The sequence below is a fragment of the Alkaliphilus metalliredigens QYMF genome, from assembly GCF_000016985.1.
Classification (GTDB): domain Bacteria; phylum Bacillota; class Clostridia; order Peptostreptococcales; family Natronincolaceae; genus Alkaliphilus_A; species Alkaliphilus_A metalliredigens.
On the sequence record NC_009633.1, the window covers coordinates 1,337,436 to 1,351,698 of the forward strand.

Here is a 14,263-nt window from a genome sequence, read left to right on the forward strand (position 1 = left end):
CATCCCTCCATTTTGATTGTATATAGGTTGAAATAGAAAATGTCATTAAGTTATGGTTTCCCAAAACATGAAAAATATGAGAAGAATAGGATAAAAATGTTGCGAAGGCTAATAAGCAGTGATTTAGTATGTTAACGCGTTCTTATCCAATAGAACGATCTCTAATTGACCCCCATCCCATGTAATATGATCCACCACTTGTTTTAACAATTTTTTCTTTTCAAGGAAGCTGAGTTGGTCTGTATGAGCAGAGAAATTGTTGATGAGATTTAATAAAGAGTCAATATCTGTTTGCTTCTTACTAACTGCTACTTCATCGTCTTTTACTTTTTGAATCTTAAACTGATTTTCAGTGATTTTCAGATCTAACTCTTTAATTTGTTGGATAATATATTTTGTTACAGTATCATCCGTAGTTGTTGAAAGCTTTAGTGTTAGGTTGTAGATGGATTTCTGACTTTGCTTTAGTTCTTTTTTTAGATCTACTTCTTTAAAGTGATTAAATGACGTGAAATCATTAATGTTACCCTTTAATTGCCTGAGATGATGATAGAACTCGTGTTTTTCATAGCCTATATTCTTAATTTTATCAATCACATATTGATCTGCTCGCTTTCCATTAAGATTTTCTACGCAACATTTACTACCTTTAGATCTTTCTTTTAATAGACAACGATAATAATGATAGGTACCACTTTTTCTTCGATAGACAATTACCCTCATTCTAGACCCGCAGTGGCCACATCGTAAAACCTCTGCTAATAAGCCTACTTTTCCTGTAGCAGATCGGGGGGCTTTTTTACTATTGTATTGCAAAAGTTCTTGAGTTCTAATCCAGTCTTGTGAAGAGATTACTCCGGGGTGCCGACCCACTGCAATGATCCACTCTGAAACATCCTTCTTAAGGATTCGGTTATTTTTTTCATTATATTTATTAAATACCATCAAGCCATGCCTATCATTAAATTCATCGGGAGAATGAGTAATATCCGCTCCTTGATCCTTAAAATACCTGTAGATCAACTTATCTGCTATGGTATAAACTGGATTAGTCAAAATGATCTTCAGGATACTTTTGTCGAAGTCTTTACCATTCTTAGTTTTGATGTTATTTTCTAAGGTCCAACTTTCTAACTGAGTAAGTGACGATAATCCAAGATATTTATGATAGAGTTCTCTGACTATTTTCAATTCATCTGGAATAGGGGAAAGTGCATACATTTTTTTCTCACTGCCATTGTGATCATAATAGGCAAGGGGGTGACTGGTATAACCCATGGGGGTATTGCCCCCTAACCATCGACCTGTTCTAGCCAGCTGATACATATTATCTTTGATTCTTTCGGCAATGGTTTCTCTTTCTAAATGAGAAAAAACCGAAGTGATATACATCATGGCGCGACCCATAGGCGTTGAAGTATCAAACTGCTCCCGGATGGAAACAAAATCTACATTATATTTTTCGAGCAATTCCATGAGTCTAGAAAAATCAGATATATTTCTACTGACCCGGTCAAGACGATAACAGATAAGGAGTTTAATTTTGCGGTTTTTAATGTCTTTCATCAAGGACTTAAACATTGGACGGTCAACATCTCCCCCTGAGTATCCCTCATCCTCGTATATGGAAAAATCACTGCTGCTAAAATGCTTTTCAGCATATTCTTGACAAAGCTCAATCTGATTTTGAATCGATTCTCCTTTGCCGGTGAATTTAGACTTACGTGAATAAATGGCTACAGTACACAATGATTTCACCCCTTTGCAATCTTTTTTAAAATACTCATATGAGAAGATACAAGTCATGATATATATATGAGTAGAGAATGATCATTATGAGATCTGGATTGGTGGGTAATGCTTTGAATGATAGAAGAACGAAGGAATAGGACAAATTATTCCTCCAGTATCATTGATAATAGGGGGAGATGAAATGGGAAAGAAAAAAATGGAAGTAATTATGAATGTTCAGGATGTTAAGATAATAGAAAAGTGTATGGGAAAAGCACTGGCCCAATTAATCAGTGATAGAATAAAGGAAGAGCCCGCTGAAAACAGAAAGTTTATATATGAAACAATTTTGAATACGGGTAAGAAATTTACAAAAATCAGTAAAATGTAGGAAGGGGTAGCTACTCACTAAGTATATAGGTACAGGGAGTTTAATGAAGCTACTGGAGTTTCTGCAAGCTTGGTATTGGAAAGGATAGATAACACGTGTTCCATGGATAATCTTCTAAATTAATTAAGATATTATTGTCTGAGAAGCCTCAAATTAATGAGTAATAAAAGTAAACAACAATATTGACATACTAGTATACTAATGTTATAATGAGAACGATTACAGTACAAATACAAGGGGGAAGATGAATGAAAAAATTACTAGTACTATTATTAACGATTTTGTTGGCCGGAACTATTCTTGTAGGATGTTCGCAAGATAGCACATCTAATGAAGAGGGAGCGAAAACCTACTCTCTGAAATTGGGGAATGTACTTGCGGATGATGATCCAATTACACTTGGCATGAGAAAAATGGCGGAAAATGTAAAGGAACGTACAAATGGAGAAGTGGTTATTGATGTTTATCCTTCATCTCAATTAGGTGATACTGCTAATGTATTAGAGCAAGCTATAAGTGGATCTAATGTAGGTATTATTATTGACACAGGAATGTTGGCAGATTATGTACCAGAAATGGCAATCTATACAGCACCTTATATATTTGACAATGTTGATGAAGCTAGGGCATTTATTGAAACCGATGTTTTTGCAGGTTGGAATGAAGAACTAGAGGGTCATAACTTACGTAATTTAAGTGCTAACTGGTATCAGGGAGCAAGACACTTTTTAACAAACAAACCAGTAAATACACCTGAAGATTTAAACGGTGTTCGTGTTCGTACAATGGGATCCAGAGTAGCTCAAGAGTCTATGACAGCATTGGGCGCAACCCCTACATCACTTGCATGGAGTGAAGTATATTCAGGATTACAACAGGGAGTTATTGACTCTGCAGAAGCTCAACTTCCAGCTGTATATGGTTCATCATTGCATGAGGTTGTTGACTATATTTCTGAAACAGGACATTTCTATCTATATACAGGCCTTGTTATATCAGAGAGATGGTTCCAGACACTACCAGAAGAATATCAACAAATCGTTATCGAAGAATCAATTGCTAATGGTGACTATGCAACAGAATTAACCATTGAAAAAGAAGAAGAGTACAAGCAAGAGATGCAAGCAGCAGGAGTTGAATTTATTCAAGTTGACACAACTCCATTCAAAGAAGCAACAGAAAGTGTTTATGAATCAATGGGATGGATTGAATTAAAAGCAAGAATTGATGCAGAATTAGGTAGATAAAGGAACTACATAGGAAGGGCAGGGGCTGAAATAATCTGCTGCCCTTTTTATTGTAACTTTATCTTTATCTTAGGGTATAACCTCTACATCAAAGCCTAAAGTATATGGGATTTGTGATCAGAGGGGGGAGACTCCCAGCCTGATTCCTCGAGGTTTCAACTTGCTGAAATGAGTTTACTTGGAATGGAGGGTTAATGTGAAAAAGTTTAATGAAAAGGTCGGTCGAATAGAGACGATGATTGCTGTAGCAATGCTGGTTGCAATTGTTGTATTGGTTTTTGTATCAGCAATAACACGATTTTTTGGGAGTCCTATCATATGGAGTATTGACCTGGCACAATTATTATTTATATGGATTAGTATGCTAGGAGCAGATGCCGCACTAAAAAAGAAATCTCATATTGGAGTGGATTTAATAGTTAAAAAGCTTCCAACTAAATTTCAAAATACAGTTACTTTAGTAACATCCTTGTTAATTTTGGCATTTTTGTTCTTTATGTTATATCAAGGCAGTGTTTTATGCATTCAAAATTATTTAAGAAAATATGCTACTTTAAATATAAGTTATTCTTTTGGGACAGCAGCAGTTCCTATAGGAAGTGTCTTCATGATTTTGACAATGTTAGAGCAAATTATTGACTTAATAAAAAATTGGAGCAAACCTAGTGTGTCGAAGCTTATTTAAAAATTAACCTTAGTATTGAAAGGAGTTTATAGGTTATGGAACTTGTTGGTATTTTTTTCGTGGTTTTAATCTTATTGAATGTTCCCATCGGATTTACTATAGGGATTTCCAGTCTTGCATTCTTTTTCTTAAACACCAATGTTTCACTAATCACACCAGTGCAATCGATGGTTGCAAGTACGCAAAGCTTCCCTCTTTTAGCTGTTCCATTTTTTGTTTTAGCAGGTAATCTAATGAATGCCACAGGGATTACATCTAGATTAATTAAATTTTCAACTGTATTAACAGGACATATGAGAGGCGGATTGGCTCAGGTTTCAGTTGTACTTTCAACCCTAATGGGGGGAATCTCTGGTTCTGCAGTTGCAGATGCTGCTATGGAGGCTCGTATTCTTGGTCCAGAAATGGCCAAACGGGGATACCCAAAGGGATACGCAGCTGCTGTTATTGCCCTACCTAGTCTAATAACAGCAACGATACCACCGGGAGTGGGTTTGATTCTCTATGGTGTTACCGGAGGCGTATCGATTGGAAAGATGTTTGTTGGAGGTATTATACCAGGTTTTATTATGATGATAATATTGATGATTACAGCTGGTTTTATTGCCACAAAAAGGGATTATCCAGTAGAAAGAGAGACACCACCTTCAGGAAGAGAAGTATGGGAATCTTTAAAAGAATCAATTTGGGCGCTACTTTTCCCAGTAATTTTAATTGTTGGTATACGTTTTGGGGTATTTACAGCATCGGAAGCCGGTGCATTTGCGGTTATATATGCATTTGTGATAGGGAAGTTTGTGTATAAAGAGCTTAGTTGGCAAGGACTACTTGAAACATTAAAAATGACCATAGCTGATAATGGTGTTATTTTGTTTATCATCATGGCGTCGGGTATATTTGGATACGCCATTATATATGACAGAGTACCACAGAGTATGGCAACGTTGATTTTGGGAATTTCTGACAATAGCACTATTTTACTTTTAATAATACTAGCATTTGTATTTATTTGTGGAATGTTTATGGAAGCCACTGCCAATACATTGCTATTAACACCAATATTTTTACCGATTGTTATAAGTTTAGGAATAGACCCTGTACACTTTGGAATTATTTTCATGACAATCGTGACAATGGGAGGTATGACACCGCCTGTAGGGGCTGTTATGTATACAACCTGCTCCATATTAGACTGTCCAGTAGAAGATTATATCAAGGAATCAATGCCCTTTATTCTAGCAATTGTCATTCAGATCATTATTTTGATCGCTTTCCCAGGATTGGTTACATTCCTACCTAATTTAATATTTTGATAATTGAGATCGGTTTAGATTCAAAAGGCTAATTAAAATTAAAAAAGCTCAAGATGAAGGGGATGATAAAAATTTCTTTTATAAATAATGATTTCATGTTAGAAAATGAGATAGCAAGACATCTGTATCACACTTATGCTAAATCTTTACCTATTTTTGATTACCATTGCCACTTAAACACCCAGCATATAGCAGAAGATCATGAATTTGCGGACATAACGGAATTGTGGTTAGCTGGTGACCATTATAAATGGAGAGCCATGCGTGGAAATGGTGTTTCGGAGGAAAAGATTACAGGGAAAGCTAGCTCAGAAGAAAAATTTCAAGCTTGGGCAGAAACTGTTGAGTCGTGTGTAGGCAATCCATTATACCATTGGACTCATTTAGAACTAAAAGCGTACTTTGGCATCGATGAATTATTAAAGAGAAGTAACTGGAAAAGCATTTACGATAGAGCAAATAAAATAATAAAAGAAGAAGGATTAACTGTAAGAAAGTTGATTAAGCAGTCTAATGTAGATTTTATTTGTACAACTGATGATCCAATTGATTCTCTTGAGTTTCACGATGAAATAGCAAAGGATGAAGATTTTAAAGTTAAGGTAGTACCAACCTTTAGACCAGATGGAGCCTTTGGAATCGGAGAAGAAACGTTCATAGATTTTATTGACAAACTAGGAGACCTTACTTCACTACCTATTTCAAGTTATCAAGAAATGTTAGTTGGAATTGAAGCTCGTATTGATTACTTTGATAAAAAAGGAGCCCTTATTTCGGATCATGGATTAGAAAAATTAGTTTATATAGAATCCACAGATGAAGAAATAGAAAACATTTTTCAAAAAGCTTTAGGGAAAAAAGAAATGACAGAAGAAGATTATGGTAAGTTCATAACCCGCTTGCTAATTGACTTGGGAAAAATTTATTACCATAAAGATTGGATAATGCAGATTCACTTTGGTGCAATCCGTAATAATAATTCTAAAATGTATGAACTTGTTGGTGAAAATACTGGATTTGACTCTATTGTAGATCAGTCCAATGTTGCTTATGCTTTAAATCGTTTACTAGATGCGATGTCTCGAAAAAACTGTTTGCCTAAAACAGTGGTTTATAATTTGAATCCAGATTATAACCACATTGTAGCAAGTGCTGTATCTAATTTTCAAGATAATGAAGAGGGTATCAGGGGAAAGGTACAATTTGGTGCTGGCTGGTGGTTTAATGATACGGAACAAGGTATGCTGCGTCAGATGAGCACGCTTGCAGACCATGGATTATTGATGAATTTTGTCGGAATGCTTACAGATTCACGTAGTTTTATATCTTATCCTCGTCATGAGTATTTCCGTCGTATTTTATGTAATTATGTTGGTGTGCAAGTAGAAAACGGAAAATTTCCTAATGATGAAGAGCTATTAAAAAGGCTAATTGAAAATATTTGCTATTATAATGCAGTTAATTACTTTACCAAAAAATAAATAGTATAAGTTGAAATTTGAAGGGGTGATGTATTTGAAGATGATTTTACGCTGGTTTCCTGATGGAGATGATAGCGTGACATTAGAGCAGATTAAGCAGACACCAGGAGTATCAGGAGTTGCAACATGTTTGCCCAAGATACCTGTGGGGGATGTTTGGGAACTGGATGTTTTAGAAAAGTTGAAAAAAGAAATAAATGATGCTGGCTTGGAGATGGAAGTAATTGAAAGTGTAAATATCCACGAGGATATAAAGAAAGGACTTCCATCTAGAGATAAATATATAAATAATTATATAAAAACCATCGAAAATTTATCTAAAGTGGGTGTCAAGGTTTTATGTTATAATTTTATGCCTGTAATTGATTGGGCACGAAGTGATTTAGCCCATCGGATTGCAGATGGAAGCTCGGTTATGGCATATAGACATGATGAAGTGGTAGAAATGAATCCAGCTAGCATGGCGGAAGTGATGAAGAAAAAGGCCAGAGGTTATTCCTTGCCAGGCTGGGAGCCGGAAAGACTAAAACAAATGGCTATAGATATAGAAATTTACAAGAATATGTCTACTGAAGCATATTGGGAAAATATGAAATATTTCTTGGATGCAGTGATTCCATATGCTGAAAAATATGATGTTCAGATGGCTATTCACCCAGATGATCCACCGTGGCCTTTATATGGACTACCAAAGGTAATCAACAATGCAGATAATATCAGAAAGTTCCTTAGGTTGAATCCAAGTAGATATAACGGTTTGACTTTATGTACAGGAAGCTTAGGTGCCGATTCTAAAAATGATATCCCGGCAGTTATTCGTGAGTTTTCAGGAGAGGGCAGAATACATTTTGCACATATCAGAAATCTAAAACACCTTTCTGAAAAGGATTTTGATGAATCTGCACACTTAAGTGAATGTGGCGACTTGGATATGTTCGAGGTTGTAAAGGCATATCAGGATACTGATTTCGATGGCTATATAAGACCAGATCACGGTAGAATGATTTGGGGGGAAAAGGCCCGACCAGGTTATGGCTTGTATGACCGTGCCTTGGGTGCAAACTACATTTTAGGATTATGGGAAGCTATTGAAAAAATGAAAAAATAATAAATAATAAAACACTAGTTATACACCACCTGTTATACGTGGTGTATAGCTTTATCCAAAGAAAGGAAAGGTGATAAAATGTTAGAGTTGAAAGTAGAGAGTTTAAAGAACAGAGGAGCTTGGGAAGATAAAGGGGTAATACTTCCATCCTATGATTATAAAAAGATGATGGAAAAAACCATAGAGAATCCTACCTGGATCCATTTTGGTGCAGGGAATATATTCCGAGGCTTTATTGCGCAGTTACAACAGGAAATTTTAAATGAAAATCTTACTGACAGAGGTATTATTGCTGTTGAAACATTTGACTATGAAATCATAGATAAAATCTATACTCCATATGATAACTTGACTATGCTAGTCAGGTTGAATGCAGATGGCCGAATGGAAAATGAAGTGATTGCAAGTATCGCCGATTCGATTAAGGCAGATATGAATATTGAATTAGAAAAAAAGAAGCTAAAGGACATTTTCAAAAATGTCTCACTTCAGATGGTGAGTTTCACAATTACAGAAAAAGGATATGCCCTACAAAGTGTTAATAATGAGTTTATGCCGGTTGTTTTACAAGATTTTGAAGTAGGCCCTGATAAACCAAAGCATGCTATGAGCATTTTGACTTCTTTACTATATGAAAGATATCTTGTGGGTGAAGCTCCTCTAGCTGTAGTCAGTATGGATAATTGTAGTCATAATGGGGAGAAAATTCAGAATGCTGTGCTGACTATTGCTAAAGAGTGGAAGGAGAGGGGTTTTGTTGAAGAAAGATTTTTGTCTTATCTGAAGGATGAGCAAAAAATTGCTTACCCATGGAGTATGATTGATAAGATAACACCTAGGCCTTCGGAAGTTGTGAAAAACAATTTAGGGGAAATAGGTATTCAAGATATGGAACCTGTTATCACTTCAAAAAATACATTCATCGCACCATTTGTAAATGCAGAAATTCCTCAGTATCTGGTTATTGAAGATGCGTTTCCTAATGGCAGGCCGGCTTTAGAGGAAGCGGGTGTGTATTTTACAGATCGAGAAACTGTAAATAAGATAGAGACAATGAAGGTGACTACTTGTCTGAATCCACTTCACACTGCTCTTGCGGTTTACGGCTGCATTCTGGGTTATACCAGCATTTCAGCGGAAATGAAAGATCCACAGTTGAAGCTTTTGGTTGAGAAGATTGGTTATCAAGAGGGGATGCCGGTAGTCGTAGATCCGAAAATTATCAAACCTGAAGATTTTATCAAGGAAGTGATAGAAGAAAGGCTACCAAATCCTTATATACCAGATACCCCACAAAGAATTGCTACTGATACAAGTCAAAAGGTTGCCATCAGATTTGGAGAAACAATCAAGTCATATGTAGCAAGAGATGATTTGAATGCTGAAGAGCTTACTTTCATACCTTTGGCTATTGCTGGGTGGTTGAGATATCTTTTAGGTGTGGATGACTCCTTAAAAGAGATGCAGGTGAGTGCTGATCCGTTGCTTGATAATTTACAAAAAGTATTGCAAGGCATAAAAGTAGGTGAAAGAAAGTCTTATAGAGGTCAGGTGCGAGAGCTACTTGCCAACGAAAACATTTTTGGGTTAGATTTAATTAAGGCTGGCCTCGGGAATAAGATTGAAGGAATGTTTTTGGAGCTGATAGATGGTGAAAAAGCTGTTCGAGAAACACTAAAAAAATATCTTGTATAATTACGAAACAATACATTTATAGTTGTTATAGCATAGATAAAATGCAATAATAGTAGTAGACTATACGATAGTAAGGAGTGATGGGGATCTTATGCAGATAGCAGAGAGGTTAGCAAAAGAGACTACCCGAGATTATGCATTGCGCATTCTGAAATATAACATTATTATGTTGGAATTAAAACCTGGAAGTATTGTCAGTGAGAATGAGCTGGCCACTGAAATAGGTGTGTCTCGTACACCAGTACGAGAGGCTTTGATTGAATTAAGCAAAACACAAATTGTTGAAATTTATCCGCAAAAAGGCAGTGTTGTATCAAAAATACGCCATAATCTAATTGAAGAAGCGCGTTTTTTAAGACTTGTGCTTGAAAATGCCGTGGTAGAACTAGCGTGTGACTATGCCAGTGAAAGTGACCTGGAGATACTAAAAGAAAGTATAAAGTTGCAAGAGTTTTATACTGAGAACTATTCACCGGATAAGCTTTTAGAAGAGGACAATAAGTTTCACAAATATATTTTTGAGATATGCAACAAGGTACAAACATATTCTTTGATGGATAGTATGACTGCACATTTCGATCGAGTTAGAAACATGAGCCTGCATACTGTAAAAGACATTAAGATTGTGGAGGATCATAAAAAAATTGTGAGTGCTATTGAGAATAAAGACAAAGAAAAGGCCAAGGCATTCATGACAAAACATCTCTCCCGATATCAAATTGATAAAGATGAAATTATGGAAAAATATCCTGATTATTTTTAATTTTAAGTTCATAAAAGGTTGTATGGAAATAGAAAACGGTGTAAAAAAGTGGTCATTACATAGAAATAGCTTCTGCTATATCATGTGTCACCATAATAGCCGTTTTCTTTTCTTTTTTGATAATTCCTGCGATATCGTCACTAACAGCCAGACGACTTTGATAGTCTAAAGCTGAAAAGGGTTCATCTAATAGAAGTAACTCAGGTTCAATTGCTAAGGTTCGAATTAAGGCAACTCTCTGGCGCATACCACCGGAAAGTTGATTAGGGTAATGATTTTTAAATTCAGCCAAGCCATAGGTATCTAAGAGCTTCTCAACGCGATTTATGTTTTGTGCAGTTACTTTATTTTGGATTTCAAGACCGATCAATACATTCTCCATGATTGTTCGCCAACGAAAGAGGTGATCGCTTTGAAACATGTAACCTACACTTTTATTGGTGCTCTTGATTTGGTTTCCATTAATAAAGACTTCTCCTGAGCTAGGTTTCATAAGACCAGCTATAATAGACAGTATTGTAGACTTACCACAACCGCTGGGACCTACAATAATAACAATTTCACCACGATCCACATCAAAGGATAGCTTATCCAATGCCTTCGTTTCCTCGTCTAAGGTATGATAGGTCTTGGATACACCTCTAATTTCAACAAATTTTGTATCTCCCATATGTGTTCCTCCTCTTGAAACAAAATCAAGGCATAATAATCCATATGATATATTCTATGAAAAAGGCATGATTATGTGACAGTATACAGCTGATAGAGAAGGATTACCGTAAATTGATAACAAAAAAAGATGGCTAAATTAGCCATCTTTTTCTGGAAAGAAAAAAACTGCCCAAAGGGCAGTTATTTTACTATAATTTAGCTACGTTCTCAGCTTGAGGTCCTCTGTTTCCTTCAACTACGTTGAATTCAACTTTTTGTCCTTCTTCTAATGTTTTGAATCCGTCTCCAGTGATTGCTGAGAAATGTACGAATACGTCATCTCCACCTTCTACTTCGATAAATCCAAATCCTTTTTCTGAGTTAAACCATTTTACTGTACCTGTTTTCATTTTGAAACCTCCAAATAATTAATATGATTTGTTGCCATAGATGAATACAAAGAATTCACATATTACAAAGAGTACCAGTGGAGAAATATTTGATATCTGTTGCTTGATATCCTTTATAATATGTGAATCATGAACTCCTTCTATACAACTAAATATATTTTACCATCTTGATGGAATACTGTCAACAAAAATGATAAAATTTTCTTGAAAGAATTTTTTAATGGTTATTTAGTCATAAAACAAGGAGTGGGTTCATTGTCTAAAATCGAGTCTTTTAGTCCTATCATTGATGCAAACAGTCATATATTGATATTAGGGTCCATACCAAGTGTACAGTCATTACAGGAAGGTAAATACTATGGTAATCCTAGGAATCAGTTCTGGAAAATCATTTACGAGGTATTGGGACAACCTTTTCAGGAAGACTATGGGAAAAAAGTTCAATTTATTAAGGAACATGGGATTGCCATTTGGGATGTCATCGAATCCTGCCATCGGGAAGGAAGTCTAGACTCAAATATTAAAGAAGAGAGGCCAAATGATTTCAATACATTTTTAAAAAGTTATCCTAGGATAAAATATGTCTTATTTAATGGCACAAAGGCCCATGATACTTTCAGAAGAAAGGTCGGGTTTTCCTTTGAGGATAAGATATTTCACAAGCTTCCCTCTTCAAGTCCAGCCCATACCATGAAAATTGGGAACAAGATAGAAGAATGGAAAGTGTTACTAAAGTACACCCAAGGATAAGAGGAAAGAGTAAGCTGCTATTCATAGGATGGTAACTTTTCTGAATGAGGAGATGATCCTTTACCCCGAACGAATGTTCAGGTATAATGGCAGAAGAAGACAGCCAAGAAGACAGCCAAGAAGACAGCTCAAGGGGGGACAGATGTGCATATTATATTTGCAATACTTTGGTTTATTGCATTGCTCGGGGTGATCATTGGTGTCAACTATCCTGAAAAGGTGCTCTGGGGTTCAAAAACAAAAACTGAGGGTAAAGTCCTGAAAACCTATGGGATGGCATTGATCATATTTTTTCTTTTGTTTGGAATATCTCTAGAATATTTAGAGGGGATTAATGAACAAGGTGATTATGTTTTACAAGGGAACCTACACAACAAAGAGGATTCGGAAATAGGCGAAGATTATAGGGATTACGAAGAAGTTAAAGATAAAAAAATAAGTGAAGTGAAAGAGCCGGAGCAGGTAAAGCATCACGATGATGAATTGAATTTGTCAAATGAAGTATTAAAAATACATTTTATAGATGTGGGTCAAGGGGATGCGACATTGATCATGACACCGGCGGGGAAGACTATACTGGTAGATGCAGGAGATCGTAATCAAGGAGAGACGGTTGTATCTTATATAAAAGCACAAGGAATTGAAACCATCGATTTATTGATTGCAAGTCATCCCCATGCAGATCATATTGGTGGAATGGCTTCAGTGGTGCAAGTCTTTGAAATTGGAGAAGTATATATGCCTGAGGTGACGGCGAATACAAAAACATTTGAAACCTTACTATTGGCCATAAAAGAAAAAAATCTAAAGATCAAGAAAGCAAAGGCTGGGGTGGAATTTAACATTGACTCAAGCATAAGGGCATTATTGATCGCACCTCATAGTGAACATTATAGCAGTTTAAATGATTATTCGGCAGTTTTAAGAGTAGACCATGGAGAAAACAGCTTTTTAATTACAGGGGATGTTGAAGCGCAATCTGAAAATGAGATGCTTAAAAGTAAATATCCTCTTCAAGTAGATGTCCTGAGGGTCTCTCATCATGGGAGTAATAGTTCTACAATTCCAGCATTTTTAGAGGCAGTAGCGCCTACATATGGTGTGATTTCTGTAGGGGCAGAAAATAGATATGGACATCCGCACAAAGAGTTAATGGAAAGGCTAGGGGCATTCGGAATGACTGTGTATCGTACCGATGAGGCAGGAACAATTGTGGCGACATCAGATGGACGTGAGATTAGCTTTGATACAGTTCCTTCTATTCAAGGAGCAGGAAGACAACGTAACAGTGAATTGGGTGGAAACATAGATATTAAAGAGTGGCTTCTAGATGGAATCTTAAATAAGATATTTGATTAATCAATGGGGGTGAATCATATGAAAGTGATTATAGATCGTTTTGAAGGAAAATACGTTGTTGTGGAGCTTTTGGATCAAACAATGGTAGATATGCCTATTCAATTAGTTCCCTTAAATGCAAAAGAAGGGGATGTACTTGAAATAAAAGTAGATTCAGAAGAAACCAAAAGAAGAAAAGCAAGGATTACAAAGCTTATGGATGAACTATGGGATAAATAGCAAGGTTAAAAAGTACATTGTGATTAAATGATTAAAAAAACGTAGATAGGGAATGCTGAATATAAAATGAGACTTAATCTAGGGGGAGTCATCCATAATTATCCAACAATTTAAATGAGAAATTAGCACTATTTTGGAGGAAACTAGCAGGAAAACAAGAAAAAATGTTGAATAACTCATGATAGAAAACTATTTTGGAGGGTGTTTCAATATGCCAATATTTTTTAAGTTGAGTATCACGGTTTTTTTACTGGTTGGGATTCTAAAACCCCAAATAGCTTGGCAATTATCTGAGGAGTGGAAAATTAAGGGCCAAGAGCCTAGTGAAGGGTATTTGCTTATCACAAGGTTTATGTCTATTGGAGTACTGGCTGTCATATGGATCATACTGCCTAGTTGAAAAATGAATATAAGTGTATATATAAACAGGTAGTTTCGTTTGAAACTACCTGTTTTATCA

Annotated in this window: 15 protein-coding genes; 12 read left to right on the plus strand and 3 right to left on the minus strand. The window is 35.9% G+C overall.

Translation table 11 applies throughout. From position 1 onward, the window contains the following. Positions 1 to 123: 123 nt before the first annotated feature. Positions 124 to 1,749 (minus strand): recombinase family protein, encoded by a 1,626-nt coding sequence (locus AMET_RS06355; protein ID WP_012062532.1) that lies wholly within the window; start codon positions 1,747 to 1,749, stop codon positions 124 to 126. Between the two features lie 184 nt (positions 1,750 to 1,933). Here AMET_RS06355 and AMET_RS06360 point away from each other — a divergent pair, with 184 nt between their 5' ends. The 8 genes from AMET_RS06360 (at position 1,934) to AMET_RS06395 (ending at position 10,414) form a co-directional block, all read left to right on the plus strand. Continuing rightward, the gene (locus AMET_RS06360) at positions 1,934 to 2,122 is read left to right on the plus strand and encodes a hypothetical protein (RefSeq protein WP_012062533.1); all 189 of its coding nucleotides are present in this window, start codon (positions 1,934 to 1,936) and stop codon (positions 2,120 to 2,122) included. A 248-nt stretch (positions 2,123 to 2,370) separates the two neighbouring features. Next, the gene (locus tag AMET_RS06365) at positions 2,371 to 3,369 is read left to right on the plus strand and encodes a C4-dicarboxylate TRAP transporter substrate-binding protein (protein ID WP_012062534.1); all 999 of its coding nucleotides are present in this window, start codon (positions 2,371 to 2,373) and stop codon (positions 3,367 to 3,369) included. A 196-nt stretch (positions 3,370 to 3,565) separates the two neighbouring features. Next, a complete protein-coding gene (locus AMET_RS06370; protein ID WP_012062535.1) occupies positions 3,566 to 4,054 on the plus strand; it encodes a TRAP transporter small permease in 489 nt (162 codons plus the stop codon). Positions 4,055 to 4,089: 35 nt separating this feature from the next. Next, positions 4,090 to 5,367: a TRAP transporter large permease gene (locus AMET_RS06375; RefSeq protein ID WP_012062536.1), complete on the plus strand. Its 1,278-nt coding sequence runs from the start codon at positions 4,090 to 4,092 to the stop codon at positions 5,365 to 5,367. Between the two features lie 62 nt (positions 5,368 to 5,429). Further along, entirely contained in the window at positions 5,430 to 6,848 is a 1,419-nt protein-coding gene (gene uxaC, locus AMET_RS06380; protein ID WP_198135398.1) for a glucuronate isomerase, read from the plus strand. Between the two features lie 40 nt (positions 6,849 to 6,888). Then, positions 6,889 to 7,956 carry a mannonate dehydratase gene (gene uxuA / locus AMET_RS06385; RefSeq protein WP_012062538.1) on the plus strand — a complete coding sequence of 356 codons (1,068 nt, stop codon included), beginning with the start codon at positions 6,889 to 6,891 and terminating at the stop codon, positions 7,954 to 7,956. 78 nt (positions 7,957 to 8,034) lie between these two features. Then, on the plus strand, positions 8,035 to 9,651 hold the full coding sequence (locus AMET_RS06390) for a mannitol dehydrogenase family protein (RefSeq protein WP_012062539.1): 1,617 nt from the start codon (positions 8,035 to 8,037) through the stop codon (positions 9,649 to 9,651). Positions 9,652 to 9,742: 91 nt separating this feature from the next. After that, the gene (locus tag AMET_RS06395; RefSeq protein ID WP_012062540.1) at positions 9,743 to 10,414 is read left to right on the plus strand and encodes a GntR family transcriptional regulator; all 672 of its coding nucleotides are present in this window, start codon (positions 9,743 to 9,745) and stop codon (positions 10,412 to 10,414) included. A gap of 55 nt (positions 10,415 to 10,469) precedes the next feature. On the opposite strand, the gene AMET_RS06400 is transcribed toward AMET_RS06395, so the two are convergent. Continuing rightward, positions 10,470 to 11,084: an ABC transporter ATP-binding protein gene (locus AMET_RS06400; protein WP_012062541.1), complete on the minus strand. Its 615-nt coding sequence runs from the start codon at positions 11,082 to 11,084 to the stop codon at positions 10,470 to 10,472. Between the two features lie 190 nt (positions 11,085 to 11,274). Beyond that, positions 11,275 to 11,475 carry a cold-shock protein gene (locus AMET_RS06405; protein ID WP_012062542.1) on the minus strand — a complete coding sequence of 67 codons (201 nt, stop codon included), beginning with the start codon at positions 11,473 to 11,475 and terminating at the stop codon, positions 11,275 to 11,277. A 246-nt stretch (positions 11,476 to 11,721) separates the two neighbouring features. On the opposite strand from AMET_RS06405, the gene AMET_RS06410 reads away from it, so the two are divergent. From AMET_RS06410 to AMET_RS06425, 4 genes are all read left to right on the plus strand, one after another. Continuing rightward, complete coding sequence (locus AMET_RS06410) at positions 11,722 to 12,225, plus strand: DNA-deoxyinosine glycosylase (protein ID WP_408626400.1); 504 nt, start codon at positions 11,722 to 11,724, stop codon at positions 12,223 to 12,225. Positions 12,226 to 12,369: 144 nt separating this feature from the next. After that, positions 12,370 to 13,584 carry a ComEC/Rec2 family competence protein gene (locus AMET_RS24200; protein ID WP_012062544.1) on the plus strand — a complete coding sequence of 405 codons (1,215 nt, stop codon included), beginning with the start codon at positions 12,370 to 12,372 and terminating at the stop codon, positions 13,582 to 13,584. An 18-nt stretch (positions 13,585 to 13,602) separates the two neighbouring features. After that, positions 13,603 to 13,803: a DUF3006 domain-containing protein gene (locus tag AMET_RS06420; RefSeq protein WP_012062545.1), complete on the plus strand. Its 201-nt coding sequence runs from the start codon at positions 13,603 to 13,605 to the stop codon at positions 13,801 to 13,803. A 211-nt stretch (positions 13,804 to 14,014) separates the two neighbouring features. Further along, complete coding sequence (locus AMET_RS06425) at positions 14,015 to 14,203, plus strand: DUF6199 family natural product biosynthesis protein (RefSeq protein ID WP_041720437.1); 189 nt, start codon at positions 14,015 to 14,017, stop codon at positions 14,201 to 14,203. The last annotated feature ends 60 nt before the right edge of the window (positions 14,204 to 14,263 follow it).

Excerpts from the sequence above, each read along its gene's own strand:
- AMET_RS06360 (WP_012062533.1), top strand. The coding sequence starts at position 1,934 with ATGGGAAAGAAAAAAATGGAAGTAATTATGAATGTTCAGGATGTTAAG.
- AMET_RS06365 (WP_012062534.1), top strand. The coding sequence starts at position 2,371 with ATGAAAAAATTACTAGTACTATTATTAACGATTTTGTTGGCCGGAACT.
- AMET_RS06375 (WP_012062536.1), top strand. The coding sequence starts at position 4,090 with ATGGAACTTGTTGGTATTTTTTTCGTGGTTTTAATCTTATTGAATGTT.
- uxaC (WP_198135398.1), top strand. The coding sequence starts at position 5,430 with ATGATAAAAATTTCTTTTATAAATAATGATTTCATGTTAGAAAATGAG.
- uxuA (WP_012062538.1), top strand. The coding sequence starts at position 6,889 with ATGATTTTACGCTGGTTTCCTGATGGAGATGATAGCGTGACATTAGAG.
- AMET_RS06390 (WP_012062539.1), top strand. The coding sequence starts at position 8,035 with ATGTTAGAGTTGAAAGTAGAGAGTTTAAAGAACAGAGGAGCTTGGGAA.
- AMET_RS06395 (WP_012062540.1), top strand. The coding sequence starts at position 9,743 with ATGCAGATAGCAGAGAGGTTAGCAAAAGAGACTACCCGAGATTATGCA.
- AMET_RS06400 (WP_012062541.1), bottom strand. The coding sequence starts at position 11,084 with ATGGGAGATACAAAATTTGTTGAAATTAGAGGTGTATCCAAGACCTAT.
- AMET_RS06405 (WP_012062542.1), bottom strand. The coding sequence starts at position 11,475 with ATGAAAACAGGTACAGTAAAATGGTTTAACTCAGAAAAAGGATTTGGA.
- AMET_RS06420 (WP_012062545.1), top strand. The coding sequence starts at position 13,603 with ATGAAAGTGATTATAGATCGTTTTGAAGGAAAATACGTTGTTGTGGAG.
- AMET_RS06425 (WP_041720437.1), top strand. The coding sequence starts at position 14,015 with ATGCCAATATTTTTTAAGTTGAGTATCACGGTTTTTTTACTGGTTGGG.